Source organism: Candidatus Zixiibacteriota bacterium (assembly GCA_017999435.1).
Taxonomy (GTDB): domain Bacteria; phylum Zixibacteria; class MSB-5A5; order GN15; family FEB-12; genus JAGNLV01.
Genome location: JAGNLV010000001.1, coordinates 555,550 through 577,833, shown reverse-complemented (window position 1 = coordinate 577,833; position 22,284 = coordinate 555,550). Strand labels below are relative to the sequence as shown.

Here is a 22,284-nt window from a genome sequence, read left to right as displayed (position 1 = left end):
GACCCGCCCGTTGCCGTGCCGATGGACGTCGCTGCGCGCGCCCTGGGGAGGTTGCGGGGCGCGCGGAGCCGCGAGCGGCGGGGTTACCGCCGCGGGTTGACAGAGGTATCTGCGTCGGGCGCGCAGGCGCCGGGACCGATGTCGCCGACGTTGAAGGCGTGCAGGGCGCGGTACCACTCATGGATCTGTTTGAAGGCGCGGCGATCGACCGACCGGCGGCTGTCCACCGGGTGGGTGGCCAGGTAGGCGTCGGCGGCGGCGATCACCCCGGCGACCGCGGAGTCGTCGGCGCCGGCGGCGATGTTGAGTTTAGCGGCCAGCAGTTCGGTCAGCAGGGGCTTGACCGGCGGGAAGGTCCGGTCGTGATTCCGGCGCTGGAGGGATTGGGCCGCTTTGCAGTTGGAGTCGATTTCGACGCTGTGGGCGCCGCCGGGCGTCCCCACCCAGAGGGGGAGCAGGGCCGAAATCTCATCGGACTCCGACCCCTTGGCGCAGCCGCTGTGGCGGAGCCACCAGGGCCAGGGGCGGGTGCACCCTTGATCGTCCGGATCGCCCGGTTCGATGATGGTGGTGTCCGGCGGATCGGTGATGGTGGTGTCGTTGGGCTCGTCGATGCCGGTCGAGTCGCCATCGGGCGGCGGCGGATTATAGACCGGCAGATCGAACAGCAGGAGGCTCTGGTTTTTCAGGCCGCCGTCGGCCGCCCAGCCGGTGAAGAGCAGTTGGGCCAGGCCGAGCGGGTTGTTCGGGACGGACTCATCGATAGCAGCGTCGCGGAGGACCGGAAACTGAACCGAGGTGTCGCCGGTGGGGCCGCCGTAGGTGACGGTCAGGTAGGGTTGCATGAAGGCGTTTTCGCGGCTGAAGAACATCCCGCGCGGGAAGAGGTTGGTGGTCTGTCCCAGGAGCAGGCCGCAGTTCGGGGCCGCGCCGCCGACCCACTGGCGCACCAGCGCCGTCACCTCGGCGGTCTTCCACCCCGGCGCCGCGGCGGCGAAAGAACCATGCACGGCCGCCGTGTCGTAGGCCCCGGCGAAACTGTTCCAGGTGACGGTTGATTCCGCCCACGGGGCGGTCACGCGGTAGACGTTCACAGTCTGCAGGCTCGGGCCGGAGCAGTAGACGGACAGGGCCGCGGTTTTGACCGAGTCGGGGACAATGACGCCGGCCGCGAGGGCGAAGGGTTGATCGGCGGTAGATGCCGACCCGACGGGGCTGCGGTCGGAGCAGCCGACCAGGGCTGCCAGGAGCCCGGTGAGAGCAAGGGAAGTGATTTTCTTTCTCATACCGCATCCTCCTTCAGAGGCGTCGGACGAACGCATCGGTAGGCGCTGACAATCTCTCTGCAAGCCGGATGCGGGGCGGGAAGTTTTTTCCGGGTTAGTGTAAGTCATTGATTGAAAGTCGCTTGGCGGACCGGGCCGGTTTCCGGGAGAGGTGGCTGCAGGGGTCTTTGGTGGTGGCAGGCTGAGCAGGGTGAGCGATCCTTGCGCAGACGGCGGAGGGCCGGCGGCCGTGCGTGCCGGCTGTTACGACCAGGCCGTCATCCTCGGGGATGACGGCCTCGGAGAAAGAAGCTTTGGGGGGGCGCGGCCTATTTCACACGGGCGGACTGCCCCCGGCGTTCGGTGACGATGCGGAGGGTGTCACGGGCGATGACGAGCTCCTCGTTGGTCGGCACGACGAGCACGTGGCCGCCGGCGCCGGCGGAGGAGATGTCGGTTTCCGCGGCGTGGGCGGCGCTGTTCTTTTCCGGGTCGACCTGGAGGCCGAGGAAGGCGAGTCCCTCGCAGACTTTTGCGCGCACGACGGCGGAGTTTTCGCCGACGCCGCCGGTGAAGATGAGGGCGTCGATCCCGCCCATGGCGGCCGCGTATGCGCCGACGTACTTCTTGATCCGGTAGCAGTAGATGTCGAGGGCGAGCTGGGCGTTGGCGTTGCCGGCCTGGGAGGCCGACTGGATCTCGCGCATGTCGGAGGAGACGCCGGAGATGCCGATGAGCCCGGAGTGTTTGTTCAGCAGGGTGTTGGCCTCGTGGAGGGAGAGTTCCTCGCGGGCCATGAGGTGGAGGATGATCGCCGGGTCCATGTCGCCGGAGCGGGTGCCCATGAGCAGCCCCTCCAGGGGGGTGAAGCCCATCGAGGTGTCGACCGAGACGCCGCGGTCGACGGCGGTGATGGAGGCGCCGTTGCCGAGGTGGGCGGTGACGACTCTCAATTCGGCGAGCGGGCGGCGGAGCATGACGGCGGCGCGGTCGCTCACGAACTTGTGGGAGGTGCCGTGGAAGCCGTAGCGGCGGATGCCGTAGCGCTTGTACAGGACGTAGGGGATGCCGTAGATGTAGGCGTAGCCGGGCATGGTGTAGTGGAAGGCGGTGTCGAAGACGGCGACCTGGGGGAGTCCGGGGAGGGTGCGCTCGCAGGCGGTGATGCCGCGGATGTTGTGGGGGTTGTGGAGGGGGGCGAGTTCGATGAGGTTGCGCAGTTCCTGCATGAGGGCGGGGGTGATGAGCACCGAGTCGGTGAATTTCTCGCCGCCGTGGACGACGCGGTGGCCGACGGCGCCGATCTCGGCGCGGTCCTTGATGACGCCGTGGTTGGGCGACAGGAGCATGGTGACGATGTATTCGACGGCCTGGATGTGGTCGAGGATCTCGCCGGAGACTTTCACCTCGGGGCGGTCGAACGGTTTGTGGGCGAGGAGGGATCCGGACATGCCGATCCGCGAGACCATTCCTTTGGCCAGGGCTTTTTCCGTCTCCGAGTCGATGAGCTGGTATTTCACGGAGGACGACCCGGCGTTGAGCACCAGTATCTTCATGGCGGACGTTCCTTATTTTGTCACGGCAGCCGCGGCGGCCGGGTTGGGGACGCGGTTGCCCTCGTTGTCATAGACGAAGAAGCCGCGTCCGGTTTTTACGCCGAGGTGGCCGCTGCGGACCATCTTGCGCAGGAGGGGGCAGGGGTTGTACTTGTGCTCGGCGAGTTCGTCGAGCAGGTTCTCCATCCACTTCATGACGACGTCGAGTCCCATCACATCGGCCAGGGCGAGGGGGCCCATGTTGAAGCCGAAACCGAGTTTCATGGCCCGGTCAATGTCGTCGGCCGAAGCGACGCCTTCCATGAGCACGTGCATGGCCTCGTTCAGCAGGGGGACGATGATGCGGGTGGTGACGTACCCCGGGTACTCGTTGACCGTGATGTACTCCTTGTCGAGGAGCTGGGCGAAGGCGACGGCTTTGCGGAAGGTGTCGTCATCGGTGTGGAAGCCCTTGACGATCTCGACGACGGGGACCTTGGTCACCGGGGTGAGGAAGTGCATGCCGATGATTTTCTGGGGGCGTTCGGTGACGGCGGCGATTTCGGAGACGGAGATGGTGCCGGTGTTGGTGACCAAGAGGGCGTCGGGACGGACGACGGTGTCGAGTTTTTCGAAGAGGTCGCGCTTCATCTGGAGGTCTTCGGGGATCGCCTCGAGGATGATTTCGGCGTCCTCGGTCATGGAGAGGTCGGAGGAGGGGTAGATGCGGGCGAGGATGGCTTTCTTGTCGGACTCGGTGAGGCCCCATTTGCCGATCTCCCGGTTCATGGCTTCGGCGATGGCTTTGACGCCGCGTTCGGCGAGCCGGGTGGTTTTGTCGATCAGGGTGACTTCGGTGCCGGCGGCGGCGACGGCCTCGGCGAGGCCCTGGCCCATCACACCGGCGCCGATGATTGCTATCTTTTTTCCGGCCATGTCATTAGTCCTATGTGTCAGGTCTTCAAGTCTATCGGTTTTGTCGACGAAGGAGTCGACAAATCACCCCGAATATAATTGCTCTTTCCTGCAGGGCAACCGCAAATTATACTGCGGGAGGTATGATCGGCCCCGCCGCTCGGCGAAAGCGGCCCCGGCGTGTACAAGGGAGGAGACAAACCGGGTCCGGCTCGGCGGCGTCGAGCCGGGCGCACCGGGTGGGCGGCCGCGAAGATCCAGACGGAAGGAGCAGCTATGAAGCAGGCGATACCCTTTATCTTGTTGTTACTCTTGGCGATAGGTCTCATTGCCGCACAGCCGGCCGAGGCGGCGATACAGCGGGTCGCGGCCCGCTACAATATGGTGGATGTCTACGGGGGGTATGCGAGCCCGCACGGAGAGTATGGCGAGGTCGGGCTGGTAATGTTTATTGACGAGTTTGACCGGCCGGTGGAGGTTGACGCGGATCAGGTGTTCGACGCCGGCTGGTCTTTGGGCTTCAATTACGGTACTCTGTACGCCGACCGCTTTCTGATGCAGCTCGGATTTCGCTATACGAACCACCAGGAGCAGGACTGGTTCAAGGACCATCCGGATGAGTTCCACCTGGCGCAGTACGATCTTAACCTCAACCTGCACGTGTACGCGGTGCCGCCGACGAAGTCGATTGTGGCGCCGTACGGCGGTGTGGGGGTGCAGGCGGGCTTGCTCAACATTGAGATCGCCGGGTATGACGACGAGTCCGATCTGACGATTCTGATGGCGGCGGATTTCGGCTTGGACCTGAAGGTGGCCGAGTTTTCGAAGGGGCGGAGTTTTCTCACGCTCGCTTCCATCAACAGCTATGACCTGTTCGGCACCGAGGACCGGCCGAAGTACCTCACGATCGGCGGCGGGCTGCGCTACTGGTTCCGCTAGCCGCAGACAGTGACGGCGGCGGGCGGGCCGCTGTCTGGCGAGAGACGTGTCAAGGCGCGACGGCGCAAGGGGAACTATGAGAGGACGTGCGGCGAGGGCGGCAGTGGCGTTCGGGCTGGCCGCGGCGATGGCGGCGGGGGGGTGCGGCAGCGATTCGCCCAACGGGCCGCAGCCGCAGGGCGGTCAGGTCGTGGCGCTCAACGGAGTGCGTTTCCAGGGATTCATGGGGAGCGATTCGACGACGACGGCGGCGCAGTTCGCGGTCACCGACGCGGGCGGAAACCGGCTGGCCAATCACCAGATACAGGTCGCGCCGGTGCGGGGGGACGGAGCGGCGCCGCGAAGCATTGCGACCGACGCGGCCGGCGTGGCCGTGCTGCAGTATGACTTCAGCGGACGCATGGGGCACGCGGCACTGCGGCTGTATGCGGAGGGGACCGACACGCTGGAGGTTTATTTCCGGGCCGATGCGATTATCCCGGGGGTCCACGGACAGGTGGGGTACGTGCTGTTCGACGATGACTACGCCGAGGTCAAGCGGTGGCTCGGCCAGCCGGAGTCGGAGGATGTGCTTCCGAACCGGAGCCCCGTGTACGCGTCCTGGGAGTCCACCCGCGGCCTGGTCGTGATGTTGTACGATTGGGATCTGGATGGGAAGCTCTATGATTCGTCGAGCGTCTACGGAGCGATCGCCGTGACGGGATTCGCGGGGACGACGCCGGACGGCGACGCGGTCGGCATGGGCTCGACGATCGCCGAGGTACGCAAGCGGTTTGGGCCGCCGACGGATTGGGGTGTGTACCCCGAGGAGCCGAATACGCTCCAGTACTATTTCGGCCTGTGGGACCTGTACGTTTTTGCGGACGGCTCGCAGCCCGACACCCCGGCGGTGCAGATGACGCTCGGCGAGTATATCCCGGCGTTTCCGACGGAGATTGTTCCCCTCAATGGTCTGCTCTACCGCGTGGCCAACCTTCCCGGCGGCATGACCTATCCGGCGCTGCAGTTTGCCGTGGAGGATTCCTCGGGCGCGCGGATCGGCAACGTGGACATTCAGCTGTCGCATGCCGCCGGAGCGGGATCTTTCCTGTCGACCGGCGGAGGGTCCATCTCGTACGTGACGACGGCGACGACCCCGCCCGGTCTTGCGGAATTCCGATATCTCATGACCCCCGGTCTGAGCGGAAGCGCCGTGGGGCGGCTCACGATACCGGTGATCGACACGCTCGACATCTATCTGCGGCGCAATGTGCTGGCGCCGGGGTCCGGAGGGCAGGGGCAGTACGTGCTGTTCAACGAAACCTACGCGGAGGCGGCGGCGTGGAACGGGACGGCGGCGAGCGTGGCCGGGGACGGCCGGTTCGGGCCGACCTACGCGTACGCGGCCTACCCCGATTCCGGTCTCACGTTCGTATTCCGCGATCCGGGCGGAACCAACCAGGTGACCTCGTCGTCGCAAGTGTACGGGGTGATCGCCGAGGCGCCCTGGCCGGGGACCATGGCCTCGGCCTCCGCGGCGCAGCGCGGAATCCGGATCGGATCGACCTATGCGGAGGTGACCGGGGCGTACGGGGCGCCGAGCAGCTCGGCCACGGCGGGGGACACGCTCGGGCTGGTCTACGACGGTTACCCGGTGAGGTTTGAACTGGTCCCGGCCGTGGACGGGGCGGTGGTCCGGATCCTCACGTGGGAGGGGCCGTGAGCGGGGGCGCGGCCGAGGGGCGGCGCTTGACAGCGGCCGGCGGGCGTCATATATTCGCGGCCGCGGCTGGAAGAAGAAGAACCCAGGTTTCCACGTTATCATAGAGAGGATAGAGCGACATGCGATTTATGACGAGCGTGCTGATGATTGTGGCGGCGGCGTTTGTCCTGGTGATCGGCTGTTCGAGCAACGATGCGCAGTCGGCCGACAACACAGCGCAGGCCTCGGGCAAGACGACGGCGCAGGCCCCGGCGGCGAAGCCGGCGGCGGCGACAACCGGCAACCCTTATTATGACAGTCTGGCGCAGATGACCCATCCCATTCGCGACGAGAAGAATCCGATTGTCACGATCCGCACGGATTTCGGTGACATGGTGTGCGAGCTGTACCGCGATGTGGCTCCGGCCCACGCCGATTCGTTCGTGGCCCTGACCAAGAAGGGGTTCTACAACGGGCTCACCTTCCACCGCATCATCGACGGCTTCATGATCCAGGGGGGAGATCCCAAGGGGGACGGTACGGGCGGCCCGGGCTACTCGCTGACGGCGGAGTTCTCGGAGCTTCCGCACGCGGACGGGACGCTCTCGATGGCGCGTTCGAACGACCCGAACTCGGCGGGCAGCCAGTTCTTCGTCTGCCTCGGCCGGGCGGCCTTCCTTGACCGGAAGTACACGGTGTTCGGGCAGGTGCTCAAGGGGTACGACACGCTGCACAAGATCGGCAAGGTACCGGTGACGGCGTTCCGGGGGGAGAATTCGAAGCCGGCCGAGACGGTCTACATGCGCGAGGTCTTTGTCTCCGACGCGGAGGGCAAGCCGCTCAAGCAGAACTGAGCGGGGGGATGACTCGATTGGGACGGCGGGGCCCCGGCGCCCCGCCGTTGCTTTTTGCGGAATGTTTTAGTGGAACCGGCGCAGGGGCCGGCCGTTCTATTAGGCGACGATGAATCCGCGCAAACTCGTGGTTCTCGGCTCGACCGGCTCGATCGGCCGCTCGACCCTGGAGGTGGCGGCCGCCCACCCCGGGGCTTTCGAGGTGGCGGGGCTGGCGGCTTTCAGCAACGCAGCGCTGTTGGCGGAGCAGTACCGCCGCTTCCGGCCGAAATATCTCGCGCTCGTCGATGAGCGGCGGGCGGAGCAACTGCGCGCGGCGGTGGCCGGCGAGGCGGTGGAACTCCGTTTCGGGGAGGCGGGGCTGACCGAGCTGGCGGAACTTCCCGGCGCCGACGTGGTGGTCAACGCGGTGGTGGGGGCGGCGGGGCTGCGGGCCTCGCTGGCCGCGGTCCGGCGGGGGATCCGACTGGCGTTGGCGAACAAGGAGTCGCTGGTGGCCGGCGGGCCGCTCTTTCCGAAAATTCTGAAGCGGACGGGCGCGGAGATTGTCCCGATCGACTCCGAGCACTCGGCGCTGTGGCAGTGCCTGACGGCGGGGCGGGCGAGCGAGGTGCGGCGGCTGATCCTCACGGCGTCGGGGGGACCGTTCCGGACGCGGCCGCGGGAGACGTTCGACCGGATCACGCCCGGCGAGGCGCTCACGCACCCGACCTGGCGGATGGGGAAGAAGATCACGATCGATTCGGCGACGCTGGCGAACAAGGGGCTCGAGGTGATCGAGGCGGCGGCGCTGTTCGCGATGCCGGCGGAAAAGATCGCGGTGGTGATTCACCCGCAGTCGATCGTGCACAGCATGGTCGAGTATATCGACTCGTCGATCATCGCGCAGTTGTCGGCGCCCGACATGCGGCTGCCGATCACGTACGCGCTGTTCTGGCCGGACCGGGCGGCCTCGGAGTTCGGGGGGGTGGATCCGGCGCGCCTGGGGACGCTGACTTTTGAGCCGCCGGATATCGGGCGGTTCCCGGCCCTGCGCCTGGCGTTCGAGGCGGCGCGGAGCGGGGGGACGGCGCCGGCGGTGTACAGCGCGGCGAACGAAGTGGCGGTGGAAAGTTTCTTGCAGGAACGCATCAAGTTTACCGATATAGCAGCTACCATCGAAGAGGCGCTCGGGCGGATACCGCCGACGGCGGACCCGGGCGAGGACGACATTTTTGAGGCCGATCGGCAGGCGCGGGCGTTCGCCGGCGCCAGGACAGGGAAAACGGCATGCTGTTGAACATTGCATCTTTCATCTTCGTGCTGGGGATTCTGATTTTCATTCACGAGCTCGGGCACTTTCTCCTGGCCAAGCGGGTGGGGATCCGGGTCGACCAGTTTTCGCTGGGCTTCCCCCCGCACCTGTTCAAGCGGAAGTGGGGCGGGACGGAATACTGCATCGGCGTGATCCCGCTCGGGGGGTATGTGAAGATGGCGGGGGAGAACCCGGGCGAGGAGCGGTCGGGGTCGCCCGACGAGTTCATGTCCAAGACGGTGGGGCAGCGGGCGGCGGTGATTTTCGCCGGGCCCTTCATGAACTACCTGCTGGCGATCGCGCTGCTCATCGGCATTGCCTGGCTGGCCGGGCGGCCGGTTTTCGACACGACGCGCGTGCTGGTGGGCAAGGTGGAGAAGGACACGCCGGCGGCCAAAGCCGGGCTGCAGACCGGCGACCAGATCATCGCGATCAACGGCGAGGCGGTGGCGAATTTCGATTCGGCGGCGGCCAAGATCACGCCCCACATCGATGCCCCGATCACGGTCACCTGGATCCACGCGGGGGACACGGTGACGCGGGAGATGGTGACGGAGGCGCAGCCGCGGCCCAATGCCCGGGGCGGCATCGACACCGTGGGGGTGATCGGGTTCACCCAGAAGGCGGTCGGCACCGAGCGGGTCGGGCTGCTCACCGGGATGCGGCACGGATTTGTCGAGGCGCACCAGTTGGTGTGGTTCACGGTCAAGTTCGTCAAGCAACTGATCACGGCGGAGGTCTCGGTCAAGATGGTGGGGGGGCCGGTATTCATCGCGCGGGAGTCGGGCCGGCAGGCGCAGCAGGGGGCCGCCAACCTGTTCTACTTCATGGCCCTGCTCTCGGTGAACCTGGCGGTGCTTAACATCCTGCCGATCCCGGTGCTGGACGGCGGGCATTTGCTGTTTTTGGCAATCGAGCGGCTGAAAGGCTCGCCGCTGTCGATGCGGGCGCGGGTGATCGCGCAGCAAGTGGGGATTGTGGCGATTCTGGCGCTCGTTCTGCTGGTGACCTACAACGATATCCTCCGGGTGATCCGCGGGATGTAGGCCGGGGCGGGGCGGCGCGGCGCAAAACAAACCTTGGCAAACGGCGTACAATCGCTTATATGAAGGCGCCCCGGAGGACCATCGGGGCGAGGACCACGACGGCGGAACGCCGGCACAACTGGGAAAGCGCGCATGAGCAAAGTGTGGGACAACTTCAAGCAGGTCTTCCTGGCCGTCATCCTGGCGATCCTCATCAAAACCTCGATCGTGGAAGCCTACAAGATTCCGTCGCAGTCGATGGAGGACACGCTCCTGGTTGGGGATTTCCTTCTGGCGAACAAGTTTGTCTACGGGGCGCACCTGCCGCTGGTGAACTGGCGGCTGCCGGCGCTGCACCGTCCGGAGGCCGGGGACGTCGTGATTTTCATCTACCCGCGCGACGGGGTGACGAAGTATATCAAGCGGTGCGTGGCCGTGGGGGGGGACACGGTGGAGGTGCGGAACAAGGCGCTCTACGTGAACGGGAAGCCGTTTCCCGATCCGGAGCACGGGAAGTACATCGACACCACCGCCCGGGGGGAGCAGGTGGTCCAGCCGCGCCGTCCGGGCGGGATGGACAGCCGGGACAATTTCGGACCCTTTATCGTTCCGCCCGACAGCTATTTCATGATGGGGGACAACCGGGACAACTCGCATGATTCCCGGTGGTGGGGGGCGGTGCACTACCGGTTCATCCTGGGCGAGGCGATGGTCATCCACTGGTCGTGGAACGACCAGGCGTATCCCTCGCCGGAGGTGGCGCTGACCGATCCGCTGTCGGTGCCGCGGGTGTTTCTGTTCAACGCGGCGCATTTCTTCCAGAAAGTGCGGTGGCACCGGTTGTTCCGGACCATCAGTTGAGCGGGCCGAGGTAATCCGGGTCCGGGCGCGGCGGGGGAGGCCGGAAACGGGGCGAACCGGGCGCGGCAGCGGCGGTATAAAGCGTAATACGAAATCAGAAGCGGCAATCAGGTATGGTGAAAGCGGTTAATAACAGGTCCGCGCAACCCGACCTTCCCGGGCCGGAAGGCGCGGGCGGTCCGGAAAAAGCGGCCCCTCGCGCCCGCTCCTGGCGGCCCGGCCTGGAGATCCTGGCCTATCTGCTGGTTTTCTTTGTCGTCCGGGCGACCCTCGTGGAGGCGTACAAGATCCCGTCGTCGTCGATGGAAGACAGCCTGCTGATCGGCGATTTCATCATTGCCGACAAGATAACTTACGGCGGGGAGATTCCTCTGCTGGGGGTTCATCTCCCCGGTTTGCGCGAGCCGCGGCAGGGGGATGTGGTGGTGTTCAAGTGGCCGGTGGACGGGGCGACGAAATATATCAAGCGGTGCGTGGCGGTGGGCGGAGACACGGTGCAGGTGGTAGACAAGACGCTGTTCGTCAATGGGCGTCCGGTGCCGGATGCGCCGGGGACGAAACACACGGACACGACGAGCGACGGGCGTCCGCACATCGACCCGGCCGACGGGGAGGGATTCAGCCGGGACAATTTCGGTCCGTATGTCGTGCCGGCGGGGATGTATTTCATGATGGGGGACAACCGGGACAACTCGTTCGATTCGCGCTACTGGGGGCCGGTGGACGCGAGCCTGATTGTCGGGCACGCGGTGCTCGTGCATTTTTCGTGGGACGATGCGGCGAATCCGTCGCCGGCGGTCTCGCTTTCGGATCCGCTGTCGGTGCCGCGGCTGTTTCTGTATAATGCGGCGCACTTTCTGGAGAAGGTGCGCTGGGGGCGGCTGCTCCGCACGATATGAGAATGAAGCGCCGGGGCGCGCCCCGCGGTCCGGCGTCCGACCAGAGAATAGATCCTGACCAAAGCCGGAGGATGAACGCACAATGAAGAAGCTGCTTCTCGGGATCATCGCCGCGGTGCTGTGGGGGGCGGGGGGTTCGTGGGCCGGCCCGCAGATCGCTGTGCCGGAAGGGGAATTCAATTTCGGCAAAGTGCCGCAGTCGGCGACCATCTGCCACACCTACTGGCTGCGTTCCACCGGGGATGACACGCTGCGGATTACGAAAATCGTGCCCGGTTGCGGGTGCACCAAAGCGCCGGTGGAGGACACGGTTCTGGCCCCCGGCGACAGCACCCGGATCGACATCTTTTTCGACACCCAGCGGTACGGCGGGTATGTGACCAAGAAGCCGTACGTGATGACGAACGCCGGCGAGGAGCCGGTGTTTCTCACCTTCCACTCGCATGTGCTGTCGGTAGCCGACAGCACGCTGCCGATCATTCTCACGCCGAACCGCCTGGATGTGTCGCAGTTCACCGAGATGCCGCGCCGGAAGGCGACGTTTACGATTCACAACACGAGTGCGAAGGATTACACGCTGACGGTGATCGATTGTCCGGCCGACTATTTCGCCGTGAAGCTGCCCCCGGTGGTGAAAGCGGGGGAGACCGCGGAGGGGTCGGTAGAGGTGCTCGAGAACCGGGTGGGGGAGGAGTTCGAGCGGTCGCTGACGTTTGCGATCAGCGACGAAGCGGGGACGCGCTACACGCTGCCGGTGAAGCGGATGGTGCGGGTCAAGAAAGGGGCGGCGGGGAGCTGAGGGAGAGCAGAAAGCGCAGTTTGGACAGCCCGGCGGGGCCCAGAGCCCGGCCGGGCTTTTTTGCGGGCGGCCGGTTCATACGCGCGGGGCGTCGACCGAACGCGTTGGCCACATGGGCGCTCGATTTGCTGCCCACAGACAGGCATCGAAAGCGCTCCGTCTCACAGAGACTCGGGCAAGAAGCCGAAGCGGGAGACTCAGAACGGCGCTCTCCGGTGCCGGCGGGAAAACACGTTGACACGAGCTGTTACGGCGGTATTTTACCGGTGAAAGACGCAATCACGAAGGTCAAGGGGGGAATTCGGGTGACGGTCTGCAGTGGCACATCGACAGACGAGGTGTCCTATGAAACAGCGCTGGATCATTGGTGTGGTCGTGGCCGCGCCGCTGCTGCTGGCAGGCGGCGCCCGGGCGCTCGAGGGCGCTCCGCCGGACAGGTTCGGCGGCTATGAGCCGACCCGGCTCATTGTGAAGTTCCGCGCCGGGACCGCGGTGGACCCGGCGACGGTGAAAGGCCTGGCGACGACCGGCCTGCCCGAGGTCGATGCCCTCCACGCCCGGTACGGGGTGACGGCGCAGCGGCGGCTGGTGCGCGAGGGGGTGCCGACGGCGGCCGACAATCCGCTGCGCTCGACGTTCCTGTTCGCGATTCCCTCGGGAGGCGACATCGAGGCGATGGCCCGCGACTACCGCGCCCTGGCGTCCGTGGAGTATGCGATGCCGGATTACGCGGTCGAGCTCTACGCCTCACCGAACGACCCGCTGTACGTTCACCAATGGGCGCTCCACAACACCGGGCAGGGCCACTACCACGTCGAGGATGGTGTGCTGTCGATTGTGTATGGGACGCCGGACGCGGACATCGATGCGGAGGAAGTTTTCGCCAACCCGCCGGACCAGACGGCGACCGTGGTGGTGGCGATTGTCGACACCGGGGTGGACTGGGATCACCCGGACCTGGTGTCACGGATGTGGCAGAACCCGGGGGAGATTGCCGACAACGGGATCGACGACGATCGGAACGGCTATATTGACGACCTCGTCGGATGGGATTTCAGCGCGAATGACCTGGGCGATCCGCCGTTTGCGATCTGGGAGGATAATGATCCGACCGATCCGATGGGTCACGGCACCCACTGCGCCGGGATTGTGGCCGGGGCGATCGGCAACGGTATCGGGATCGCCGGGGCGGTCGCGGATGTACGGATCATGGCGCTCAAGTTCTATCCCTACATGCCGCTCTCGGCGGCGGCCGCCGGCATCGTGTACGCCGCCGACAACGGGGCCGACGTGATCAGCATGAGCTGGGGCCTTGCGGGCCAGATACCGGTGGTGGAGGAGGCTCTCGGTTATGCCGCCGCCCGCGGCGTGGTGTTGATCGCCAGTATCGGCAACGACGGGATCGAGCAGATCAACTACCCGGCGAGCTATGACCTCACGGTTGCGGTGGGGGCGACCAATGACTCGGATCACGTCACCTCCTTTTCGACGATCAGTCCGTACATCGATGTGTGCGCTCCGGGGCGGTCGATTCTCTCGCTTCGGGCGGCCGGGACGGATATGTACGCGCCCAGCGAGCCGAATGTCCACATCGTCGACAGCCAGTACTATATCGCGTCGGGGACCAGCATGTCGGGGCCGTACACGGCGGCCGTGGCGGCTTACGTGCGGTCGCTGTCGCCCGGCCTGGACCGGGAGCGCGTGCGGGAAATCCTGCACGCCACCGCCGATGATTACGTCGATCCGTACGGGACGGGGGCAAGCTACCCCGGATGGGACAAATATAGCGGGTGGGGACGGGTCAATCTGGCTTCGGCAATCGCCGCAGCGCCGGACGTGAGGGCCATAATCACGAGTCCCGGAGAATTCGAGATCGCGGCGGGAACGATCGCGATTCTCGGCACCGCCGACGGAGCGGATTTCACAGAATACCGGCTGCAGTACCGCCCGGCGGCGGCGGATACGTCGGCATGGACCGATCTGCTCACATCGACCGTTCCCGTCACCGCCGGGTGGCTGGGTGACTGGAACGTGTCCGGGTTGCCGACGGCCGAGTATGTTCTTCGGCTGCAGGTCGGCCAGTGGAACCGGGACATGGTGCGCGTGTCGGTCGGCGGCGCGGCCCTGGCCGAGATCGCCTCACCCGGGCCGGGGGACACGGTCAACGGCGGCGTGACGGTCACGGGAACCTGTTTTGCGCCGGATTTCGTGCGCTGTGTCATCGACTACGGCGCCGGCCTCAACCCGACGGAGTGGCACGCCGTTGACACGACGACCCGGGTCGTGTTTGCGGGCGAACTCGGGCGGTGGGATGTTTCGCTGCTGGACGACGGTCTGTACACGCTCCGCGTGCAGGTGTACGGCGCGGCCGGTCCGATTGCCGGCGACGAGGCGGTCGTGCAGGTGTACTCGCCGTTCGCAGAGCCGCTCGGATGGTCCCTTGATTTTGACCGGAAGATCGGCCGCATCGCCACCTATGCCGATGTCGACGGCGACGGCGTGAACGAGATTATCCTGGGGACGGCCACCAATGTCGTGTTCCTGACTCCGGACGGGACCTTGAAGACGACCGGTGTGCCGACGCTTGAGGGCGGGGATTTCACCCACGTGATGCCGGCGGTGGGCCGACTCGACGGGGATGACGCCGAGGATTTCGTCGTCATGGATCTGAGCGGGAAGATGTATATCTGCCATGGTCTGTCCACGGAGCCGACCGTGGTCTCGCTGAATGCTCCGACGATGACAACCGCCTCGTACGGTTCGTCCGCCAATGCGCCGGTTCTGTTTCTCCGCGACCTGGACGGGGACGGCATCGACGAAATCAACTACTCCGCGGGGCTCCCGTCGTCGGGGAGCTTCCGCATCGTCAGGGCGGACGGCAGTCCCTGGCTCTGGTGCGGGGCCGATTCGACGGCGCCGAGCGGATACCAGGAATGCCATCCGGCCGACCTGGACGGCGACGGCGTCTGCGAGATCTACTGCTATGGCACGGTGCTGCGGAAGTTCGATGCCCAGGGGTGTTCGGCCGAGGGGGACACGGTGGCGCTGGTGCAGGACGGGTTATCCATAGGGCGCGCCGGTCTGAGCCTCTCGTCGGCGGACCTCGACGCGGATGGGGACGAAGAGCTGATCGTGCTGGGGGATTCCTGGATCGATCCCGTGACGCCGGTTGATCACGCGATCTACGCGATTGATGAGAATCTCCAGTCGGTGGCGGGATGGCCGCACGCGATGGGCCTGGGCGCGTACATCCCGGTGCTGGAGCCGGCGTTTGCCGATCTGGACGGCGACGGCGCACTGGAGTATGTCTGCGCGAACTGGAACGCGATCCGGGCGTGGCGGCTGGACGGCAGCCCGCTCATGGGAGACAGCGCGAGCTTCGGGTACTTCTGCTCCTCGATGGAACCGGGGGTTGTCGATCACCTGGTCATCGGAGATGTGACCGGCGACTACCGGCCGGATGTCGCGGCGCTGATCGGCGGGGATTTTCTGTCGGGGTATGAGGTGAGCCGGATCGAGGCGTATTCGGACATCGGCGCACTTCAGCCGGGCTTTCCGATGACGATCACGTCGGACGGCAGCGGGTTCTCTCGCTGTCCGACGCTCTGCGATCTGGACAAGGATGGGTACCTGGACGTCATCTGTCCTTCGCAGAACGGCATCAACGGACGTCTCGTGCTGCACCGGTTCGCCGGCGTGCGCTATCGCCCGGAGCAACTGCCATCGCCCATGTGGCGGCAGAACCGGCGGCTCAATGCCTCGGCGGCGCTCAATACCGGCGAGGGTTGCTGCGTGCTGCGGGGGGACATCGTGGCCGACGGGCAGATCCGGGTATCGGATCTAACGCTTCTGGTCGGTTACCTGTTTCGCGGGGGCCCGGCGGCCGAGTGTCTTGCGCACGCGGACATCGACGCGAACCGCATGGTTCAGATCGCCGACCTGACGGCGCTGGTGAGCTACTTGTTCCGCGGCGGACCGCCGCCCGCACCGTGCGGGTAGACCATGCAGGAGAAGCGAGGCATTCGGGAGAGTCCCGAATGCCTCGACGACCGGGGGCACAGGTCTTTCGGCCGGCTGACGCCTAGACGCCGCTGGCGAAGGACTCGACGAAGTCTTTCAGGTCGACGGCGATCTCGCCGGCCCGCTGGTAGCGCTGCGCCGGATCCTTCTTCAGGGCTTTCATGATGACGTGATCGAAGAGGAGGGGGATGGTCGGGTTGACGTCGCTCGGTTTGTCCGGCTCCTGGTTGATGATGGCGTAGATGAGCGAGGTGATATTCTCTCCCTTGAAGGGGCGCTTGCCGAGGAGCATTTCGTACATCACGACGCCGAGGGAGAAGATGTCGGCGCGGTGGTCGGATTTCTGCCCCTTGAGCTGCTCGGGGGATATGTAGTTGGGGGTGCCCATGGCGATGCCGGTTTTGGTCATCGAGCTGGTGTCGATGCGGGCGATGCCGTAGTCCATGACCTTCACACGGTAGTCTCTCAGGACCATGAGATTGGCCGGCTTGATGTCGCGGTGGACGATCCCCTGCTCGTGCGCGTACTGGAGGGCCGAGCAGACCTGGATGATGATTTCGGCGAAGATGCGGTAGTTGAATTTGGTCTTCTTCTTGATGATCTCCTCGAGGGTGCGGCCCTCGAGATACTCCATGGCGATGTACTGGAGGGGGCCCTCGGAACCGACGTCGTAGATGGTGACGATGTTGGGGTGGGAGAGTTTGCCGGCGGCCTGGGCCTCGCGGTAGAGGCGCTCTTTGAGTTCCTTCATTTCCTCGGGATCGTTGACGAAATCGAGGCGGATGGTCTTGAGGGCGACGGGACGGTTGATCGCCGGATCGATGCCTCTGTAAACGAGGCCCATGGCGCCCCTGCCGAGCGTGCCCGTGATCTGGTAGCGCCCGAGGTTGGCGGGGCGGGGGGTGCCGCCCGGGGTCTGGTTGGCCAGGTCCCACTCGCCGGAGGCGTCGGCGGGCGGGTCATAGACGGTTTCGCTCATTGGGGCGCCGGCCGACCGGTCGGCGGGGGCGGGATGCCCGGCCTCGATGATCTCCAGGTCGTCGTCACTGATCAGGGACGCGTCGAAGTGCTGCTCCTCCGCAACCGGGGCGGAGGCTTCGTCGGCGGGGCGGTCGATGTCGATCACGGCGTGGTCGACCGGCAGGGCCTCGGTGGCCGCGGGGGCGGTAGAGGTGCGGGCCGGCCGGTAGTCGATGGCGGTCGTGGGCGCATGGTCCAGCGGGTTTTCCTGCACGGTGCGGACCGGCGCGTGCGCGAGATCCTCGGGCCGTACGGTGCGGCGCTCGACGTTCCTCAGCGCGCCGATGTCGTCGAATTCGTCGCGCGCCTTGGCCGGCTCCGCGCCGCGGATGAGCTGCGAGTCGAGCAAGGGGGTCGCGGCCAGGAAGAGCAGGAGTTCGAGGGCGATGTAGACGGTTTCCGGCACGACGCGGAATGCGCTGAAGAGGAAGTAGTTGGCGTTGATGAGGATGACCAGCGCGATCAGGAGGATGATGAACCGGTACATCACGGACACCTGGGGCAGGAGGAAGGCGAAGACGATGCCGACGGCCAGGAGGATGAGCAGGGTGGTGCCGGTGCTGTGGCTCACGGCGAGGAAGTCGGCGTTGACGATGTTCTCGGCCGCGGCCGCCTGGACCTGGAGCTTGGTCATGTTGGCGGCGACCGGCGTGGTGAACGTTTCCCGCGAGGTCACGTCGTCCAGACCGATCAGCACGAGTTTGCCGGCCAGTTGCCTGCGGTCGAAGGTATCGCTGAGGATGTCGGCCGCGGAGTAGTTGACGATGCTGCCGGGCGGAGGGAAGTTGACGAAGTAGGCGCTGTGACGGTCGATCGGGATCGCGCACTTTCCTCCGAGGTCGATGCTCTTCGCCTCGGTCACGCGGATGGCGGAGGCGGAGACGTTGTGGAAGACGGCGGCGGCGATGAGGGGGAGGGAGGGGTAGTAGTAGCCGTCGTAGAAGGTCAGCATGGGCTGGCGGCGGAGGACGCGGTCGTCATCGGGCTGGAGCAGATCGAAGCCGAGGGCGGGTTTGGTCTCCAGCAGGCGGGCGGCCGGGAGGAAGGTTTTGCGGGCGACCACGGCGGCCTGCTCGTCCATGAGGCCGAGGGGGTTGTCGACGGAGACGGAGTGGACGAAGAGGTAGTCGGGGTTGCTCGTCGCGCTGCCGCGGTAGGCGGCGACGGCGATGTCGTAGGGGAGGACGACGTTGGGGACCCAGCGCAGCTGCTCGGCGAGGATGTCGGTGTAGCCGGAGGAATCCTGGTGGAGGTCCTCGGAGAGGTCGAGGGCGACGACGACGGTTTTGGGGTCGCCGGCGCCGGTGGCGGCCACGAGGTCGGCGATGAGGTCGTGGTCCCAGGGCCAGTTGCCGAATTTCGACTGGGCGCGGCCGTCGATCGTCACGGTGGCGACGTTGGAGCGCGGCGCATCGTCGGCAGTGAAGGCGCACAGGAAGTCGTTGATCGACCGCTGGAGGTGGTCAAGGGGCGCGAAGCCGTTGACATAGAGAATGGCCGTGAAGACAGCCAGCAGCAAAAACAGCGCGTAGGGCGAGTACTTTCTCATAATGCTCTCTCTATCTTCCTGCAGCGAGACGCTCCACCAGGGTATCCGGCAAGTGCGCCTCGGACATTTTCGACTGCGTTCGCGCGATATCGTACGCGACGCGGCGGAAGGCGATGGCGCCCTCGGCCGCATCGTAGAGGGTCCAGCAGGCCCGCGGATCGCGGTCGCGGGGCTGGCCGACCGATCCGACGTTGATGAGGTAGCGGCTTTCCTCGTGGGGGTCGATGTCGTGGGCGACCCGGCGGGCCGGGAAGGCGCCCGGGATTTCGGTGAAGATCGCCGGAATGTGCGTGTGGCCGTGGAAGCAGATCGGTTCGGTGAAGGCGCCGAAGGCCTCGGCCGCCTCGTCCGGGGCGAGGATGTAGGGCCATTGGTCGGGCCGGCAGGGGGAGGCGTGGACGAGCAGGGCGCCGAGGGCGCGGTGCTGCAGGGTGAAGCTTTCCAGGCAGGCGCGGTCGCGGTCGCTCAGCACGGTGCGCGTCCACTCGGCGGTGATACGCGCGGTGGAGTTGTAGCCCTCGATGGGCGTGCGCCCGAGCGCCGCCGCGTCGTGGTTGCCCAGCAGTTTGACCCGGCAGGTGCGGGCGACGAGCTCGAGACAGGCCTGCGGGTCACAGCCGTAGCCGACCACGTCCCCGAGGCACGCGATCTCGTCGGCCCCCTTATCCTCGATGTCGCGCAGGACGGCGGTGAGCGCCTCGAGGTTGCCGTGGATGTCCGATATCAGCGCCAGCCGCATGATCAGGCTCGTCCCTCGATGAATTTGAAAGTACTCTTGCCGACCTCGATGAGGTCGCCGTTTTTCAGGACCGCGCGGTCGATGGTCTCGCCGTTGACCCGGACCTTTCCCTTGCGGCCGAGGTTGACGATGATGAAGCCGCCGGTGTCGCGGACGATTTTCGCCTGGATGCCGGAGAGGAAGAGGCCCTTGGCGCGGATGTGGACGAACTTGGCGCGGCCGATGGTGATGACGTCCCGGTCGAGGCGGTACTCGGAGAAGTCGGCGTTGGACTCGCCGACGATGACGGAGCCGCCGTATCGCTCGACCAGTTGGCGCTCGCGGCGGTCGTTCTCGATGAGCTGTTTCTGCTGCTTGGTGTTGAGGACCATGGTGCCGTCCATGGTGCTGAGGTCGTCGCCGGCGGTCTGCTGCGACTGGCTGCGGTAGACCAGGTTGTACTTGCCGATGGTGATGACGTCGGAGTCGCGCAGCACCTCCTCGCTGATGCGGCGGTTGTTGACGAAGGTGCCGTTGAGGGATTCGTTGTCGATGACGACGGCGGCGTTGTCGTTGAACTCGATCATGGCGTGGCGGCGGGAGACGCCGCGGTTTTCCAGGACGATGTCGTTTTCGTTGGTGCGGCCTATGGAAAGGCGCTTCTTCTCGGTGACGATGCGCTCGATCACCTTGTCATCGTATTTGACCACAATTTCCGGCATCGGGAACCTCTCTGTCTGCGGGCTGCTTATCTCATCGGTAGCTGAAGCCGAACCGCCGCCCGCCCGGCGCGCGTTCCTTGCGGCGATCCGAGGACTTTGCTATATATTGTCGGCATGCAGATAGGAAACTTAAACCTGGGCGGGGCCGTGGTGGCGGCGCCCCTGGCCGGGGTCTCGGACCGGGCCTACCGGCGGCTGGCCCGACGGGGCGGGGCCGCGCTCGTATTCACCGAGATGATCTCGACCGACGGCCTGGTGCGGGACAACGCCAAGACTCTGGAAATGATCGCCTTCGGCCCCGATGAACGGCCGATCGGGGTGCAGCTTTTCGGAGCCGATCCGGCGGTGGTCGAGGAGGCGGCCGCCCGCGTGGCCGAGCGGTTTCAGCCCGATCTGATCGACCTCAATTTCGGCTGCCCGGTGCGGAAAGTCGTGGGGCGCAACGGGGGGGCGGCGATGCTCAAAGACCCGGATCTCGCCGGACAGGTGATGGCGGCTGCCGTGCGCGGGGCGAAGACGGTTCAAGGCAATGGCGGACAAGGAATTCCGGTGACCGTGAAAATGCGGACCGGGTGGGACGAGACCCGTCCGGTCTACCTGGATCTGGCCGCGGTGGCCGAGGCCGCCGGAGTGGCCGCCGTCACCCTCCATGCCCGCAGCCGCTCGCGCGGGTTCGCCGGCAAAGCGGACTGGGAGGCGATCGCCCGGCTCAAGCAGGCCGTGGGAATCACGGTGATCGGCAACGGCGACGTCACGACACCGGAGGACGCCCGACGGCTCATGCGGGATACGGGGTGCGACGGCGTGATGGTGGGGCGGGCGGCGATGGGGGATCCCTGGGTGTTCGGGCGGATCGAGCGCTACCTGGCCACCGGGGAGCGCGTGCCCGAGCCCTCGGCGGCCGAGCGCATCAACTGGATGCGGGAGCACGTGGCGATGGCGGTGCAGGTGTACGGCGAGGCGCGCGGGATCCGGATCATGCGGAAATTCCTCGCGCAATATGTGAAGGGGCTGGCCGGGGCGGCGGCGCTGCGGCCGCGGCTCTACCGGGTGTCGTCGCTGGCGGAGGTGGAGGCGGTGGTGGGGGAGTGGCTGGGGGCGAAGGCGGGGTAGGGGGGGATGGCAAGGAGGGAAGGTGACAAAGAGGGGGGATGGCTGGATCCCCGCCTTCGCGGGGATGACAAGGAGGGGGGATGACAAGGAGGGGGGATGACAAGGAGGGGGGATGGCTGGATCCCCGCCTTCGCGGGGATGACAAAGAGGGGAGATGACAAGGAGGGAGGATGGCAAGGAGGGGGGATGACAAGGAGGGGGGATGGCAAGGAGGGGGGGTGGCAAAGAGCCTGATGCAGTAAGCGCGCCGGCATCAAGGGGCGATCAGGGGGTAGAGGTCGTCCCAGTTGGGATTGAGCTTCTCGATGAGGCGGAGTTTCCACCGCCGGTTCCACTTCTTCAGCTGCCTTTCGCGTTGCAGAGCCATGCAGATGTCATCGAAGCCCTCAAAGTAGACAAGCTGATGGACGGCATACTTCGCTGTAAAGCCGGCAGTGATGCCGAGGCGATGTTGGCTGACCCGTTTCACTAGGTCGGTGGTTACACCGACGTAGAGAGTGCCGTTACGTTTGCTGGCGAGGATGTAAACGTAAGCGTATGCCACTGAGAACGGAACATCCCGCTGTGGGTTTGGCCCGACAGCGGCTAGTTGAAATCAAGGTGTCTGGATTCCCAGCTTCGCGGGAATGACAAGCACCGGGAGGTTGAGGTGCCTGATCCGGCGGGTTGTATCTTTCCTCTGCGGGGGTGACGTATCTGGTTTCACGGTTATTCCCTCCGGATTGTTGGTGGAGCCCGCTTGGTTGCGTCAATACAGGTTATGCGAGGAGCGCGTTGGTGGGAATCACATTATGCCGGATTGGTCTCACATTCTTGATGGGGCTTTCCTGGGAGGTGCGACGGCGGGGAAGATGGCTGGATCCCCGCCTTCGCGGGGATGACAAGGAGGGGGGATGGCTGGGGTGATGTCGGGCGGGACCAATGGTGCTGCCCAACTTACGATGTCCCCCGGTCAACGGCGTGCCCCGACCGACGATGTCGCCGGGTCAACGGGGTTCGCCAACCAAGGATATTCCGCGATCATCGGGGCTCTGCAGCCAACGACGTTCGCCGGTCAACGGCGTGCCCCGACCGA

At 65.7% G+C, this 22,284-nt stretch carries 17 protein-coding genes; 10 read left to right on the top strand and 7 right to left on the bottom strand.

Annotated elements, in window-relative coordinates; genetic code table 11:
• Positions 1 to 83 precede the first annotated feature (83 nt).
• From KA261_02555 to KA261_02545, 3 genes are all read right to left on the bottom strand, one after another.
• Positions 84 to 1,286 (bottom strand): DNRLRE domain-containing protein, encoded by a 1,203-nt coding sequence (locus KA261_02555; GenBank protein MBP7696667.1) that lies wholly within the window; start codon positions 1,284 to 1,286, stop codon positions 84 to 86.
• A gap of 308 nt (positions 1,287 to 1,594) precedes the next feature.
• Positions 1,595 to 2,821: an acetate kinase gene (locus KA261_02550; protein ID MBP7696666.1), complete on the bottom strand. Its 1,227-nt coding sequence runs from the start codon at positions 2,819 to 2,821 to the stop codon at positions 1,595 to 1,597.
• 12 nt (positions 2,822 to 2,833) lie between these two features.
• Positions 2,834 to 3,736, bottom strand: coding sequence for an NAD(P)-binding domain-containing protein (locus KA261_02545; protein MBP7696665.1), 903 nt, complete (start codon positions 3,734 to 3,736; stop codon positions 2,834 to 2,836).
• A gap of 255 nt (positions 3,737 to 3,991) precedes the next feature.
• Here KA261_02545 and KA261_02540 point away from each other — a divergent pair, with 255 nt between their 5' ends.
• The 9 genes from KA261_02540 to KA261_02500 all read left to right on the top strand — a co-directional run bounded on the left by KA261_02540 (position 3,992) and on the right by KA261_02500 (position 16,066).
• Complete coding sequence (locus KA261_02540; protein MBP7696664.1) at positions 3,992 to 4,654, top strand: outer membrane beta-barrel protein; 663 nt, start codon at positions 3,992 to 3,994, stop codon at positions 4,652 to 4,654.
• 76 nt (positions 4,655 to 4,730) lie between these two features.
• On the top strand, positions 4,731 to 6,356 hold the full coding sequence (locus KA261_02535) for a hypothetical protein (protein ID MBP7696663.1): 1,626 nt from the start codon (positions 4,731 to 4,733) through the stop codon (positions 6,354 to 6,356).
• 308 nt (positions 6,357 to 6,664) lie between these two features.
• Entirely contained in the window at positions 6,665 to 7,189 is a 525-nt protein-coding gene (locus KA261_02530) for a peptidylprolyl isomerase (GenBank protein ID MBP7696662.1), read from the top strand.
• Positions 7,190 to 7,298: 109 nt separating this feature from the next.
• Positions 7,299 to 8,468 carry a 1-deoxy-D-xylulose-5-phosphate reductoisomerase gene (locus KA261_02525; protein MBP7696661.1) on the top strand — a complete coding sequence of 390 codons (1,170 nt, stop codon included), beginning with the start codon at positions 7,299 to 7,301 and terminating at the stop codon, positions 8,466 to 8,468.
• Positions 8,459 to 9,529, top strand: a complete 1,071-nt coding sequence (gene rseP, locus KA261_02520; GenBank protein MBP7696660.1) for an RIP metalloprotease RseP — start codon at positions 8,459 to 8,461, stop codon at positions 9,527 to 9,529. Before KA261_02525 ends, rseP begins: the two co-directional genes overlap by 10 nt.
• Before the next feature lie 132 nt (positions 9,530 to 9,661).
• Positions 9,662 to 10,369 carry a signal peptidase I gene (gene lepB / locus KA261_02515; protein MBP7696659.1) on the top strand — a complete coding sequence of 236 codons (708 nt, stop codon included), beginning with the start codon at positions 9,662 to 9,664 and terminating at the stop codon, positions 10,367 to 10,369.
• Between the two features lie 113 nt (positions 10,370 to 10,482).
• A complete protein-coding gene (gene lepB, locus KA261_02510) occupies positions 10,483 to 11,268 on the top strand; it encodes a signal peptidase I (GenBank protein ID MBP7696658.1) in 786 nt (261 codons plus the stop codon).
• An 82-nt stretch (positions 11,269 to 11,350) separates the two neighbouring features.
• On the top strand, positions 11,351 to 12,067 hold the full coding sequence (locus KA261_02505; protein MBP7696657.1) for a DUF1573 domain-containing protein: 717 nt from the start codon (positions 11,351 to 11,353) through the stop codon (positions 12,065 to 12,067).
• Positions 12,068 to 12,412: 345 nt separating this feature from the next.
• Complete coding sequence (locus KA261_02500; GenBank protein ID MBP7696656.1) at positions 12,413 to 16,066, top strand: S8 family serine peptidase; 3,654 nt, start codon at positions 12,413 to 12,415, stop codon at positions 16,064 to 16,066.
• An 82-nt stretch (positions 16,067 to 16,148) separates the two neighbouring features.
• Here the strand turns inward: KA261_02500 and KA261_02495 are convergent, their stop codons facing one another.
• The 3 genes from KA261_02495 to KA261_02485 are packed head-to-tail and all read right to left on the bottom strand — an operon-like array spanning position 16,149 to position 20,096.
• A complete protein-coding gene (locus tag KA261_02495) occupies positions 16,149 to 18,656 on the bottom strand; it encodes a protein kinase (GenBank protein ID MBP7696655.1) in 2,508 nt (835 codons plus the stop codon).
• A gap of 10 nt (positions 18,657 to 18,666) precedes the next feature.
• Positions 18,667 to 19,395, bottom strand: a complete 729-nt coding sequence (locus KA261_02490) for a metallophosphoesterase family protein (protein MBP7696654.1) — start codon at positions 19,393 to 19,395, stop codon at positions 18,667 to 18,669.
• Positions 19,396 to 19,397: 2 nt separating this feature from the next.
• Positions 19,398 to 20,096, bottom strand: a complete 699-nt coding sequence (locus KA261_02485; GenBank protein ID MBP7696653.1) for an FHA domain-containing protein — start codon at positions 20,094 to 20,096, stop codon at positions 19,398 to 19,400.
• Positions 20,097 to 20,210: 114 nt separating this feature from the next.
• Here KA261_02485 and dusB point away from each other — a divergent pair, with 114 nt between their 5' ends.
• Positions 20,211 to 21,209, top strand: coding sequence for a tRNA dihydrouridine synthase DusB (dusB, locus tag KA261_02480; GenBank protein ID MBP7696652.1), 999 nt, complete (start codon positions 20,211 to 20,213; stop codon positions 21,207 to 21,209).
• A gap of 253 nt (positions 21,210 to 21,462) precedes the next feature.
• Here the strand turns inward: dusB and KA261_02475 are convergent, their stop codons facing one another.
• Positions 21,463 to 21,753: a GIY-YIG nuclease family protein gene (locus tag KA261_02475; protein MBP7696651.1), complete on the bottom strand. Its 291-nt coding sequence runs from the start codon at positions 21,751 to 21,753 to the stop codon at positions 21,463 to 21,465.
• Between the last annotated feature and the right edge of the window lie 531 nt (positions 21,754 to 22,284).

Excerpts from the sequence above, each read along its gene's own strand:
- KA261_02555 (MBP7696667.1), bottom strand. The coding sequence starts at position 1,286 with ATGAGAAAGAAAATCACTTCCCTTGCTCTCACCGGGCTCCTGGCAGCC.
- KA261_02550 (MBP7696666.1), bottom strand. The coding sequence starts at position 2,821 with ATGAAGATACTGGTGCTCAACGCCGGGTCGTCCTCCGTGAAATACCAG.
- KA261_02545 (MBP7696665.1), bottom strand. The coding sequence starts at position 3,736 with ATGGCCGGAAAAAAGATAGCAATCATCGGCGCCGGTGTGATGGGCCAG.
- KA261_02540 (MBP7696664.1), top strand. The coding sequence starts at position 3,992 with ATGAAGCAGGCGATACCCTTTATCTTGTTGTTACTCTTGGCGATAGGT.
- KA261_02535 (MBP7696663.1), top strand. The coding sequence starts at position 4,731 with ATGAGAGGACGTGCGGCGAGGGCGGCAGTGGCGTTCGGGCTGGCCGCG.
- KA261_02530 (MBP7696662.1), top strand. The coding sequence starts at position 6,665 with ATGACCCATCCCATTCGCGACGAGAAGAATCCGATTGTCACGATCCGC.
- KA261_02525 (MBP7696661.1), top strand. The coding sequence starts at position 7,299 with ATGAATCCGCGCAAACTCGTGGTTCTCGGCTCGACCGGCTCGATCGGC.
- rseP (MBP7696660.1), top strand. The coding sequence starts at position 8,459 with ATGCTGTTGAACATTGCATCTTTCATCTTCGTGCTGGGGATTCTGATT.
- lepB (MBP7696659.1), top strand. The coding sequence starts at position 9,662 with ATGAGCAAAGTGTGGGACAACTTCAAGCAGGTCTTCCTGGCCGTCATC.
- lepB (MBP7696658.1), top strand. The coding sequence starts at position 10,483 with ATGGTGAAAGCGGTTAATAACAGGTCCGCGCAACCCGACCTTCCCGGG.
- KA261_02505 (MBP7696657.1), top strand. The coding sequence starts at position 11,351 with ATGAAGAAGCTGCTTCTCGGGATCATCGCCGCGGTGCTGTGGGGGGCG.
- KA261_02500 (MBP7696656.1), top strand. The coding sequence starts at position 12,413 with ATGAAACAGCGCTGGATCATTGGTGTGGTCGTGGCCGCGCCGCTGCTG.
- KA261_02495 (MBP7696655.1), bottom strand. The coding sequence starts at position 18,656 with ATGAGAAAGTACTCGCCCTACGCGCTGTTTTTGCTGCTGGCTGTCTTC.
- KA261_02490 (MBP7696654.1), bottom strand. The coding sequence starts at position 19,395 with ATGCGGCTGGCGCTGATATCGGACATCCACGGCAACCTCGAGGCGCTC.
- KA261_02485 (MBP7696653.1), bottom strand. The coding sequence starts at position 20,096 with ATGCCGGAAATTGTGGTCAAATACGATGACAAGGTGATCGAGCGCATC.
- dusB (MBP7696652.1), top strand. The coding sequence starts at position 20,211 with ATGCAGATAGGAAACTTAAACCTGGGCGGGGCCGTGGTGGCGGCGCCC.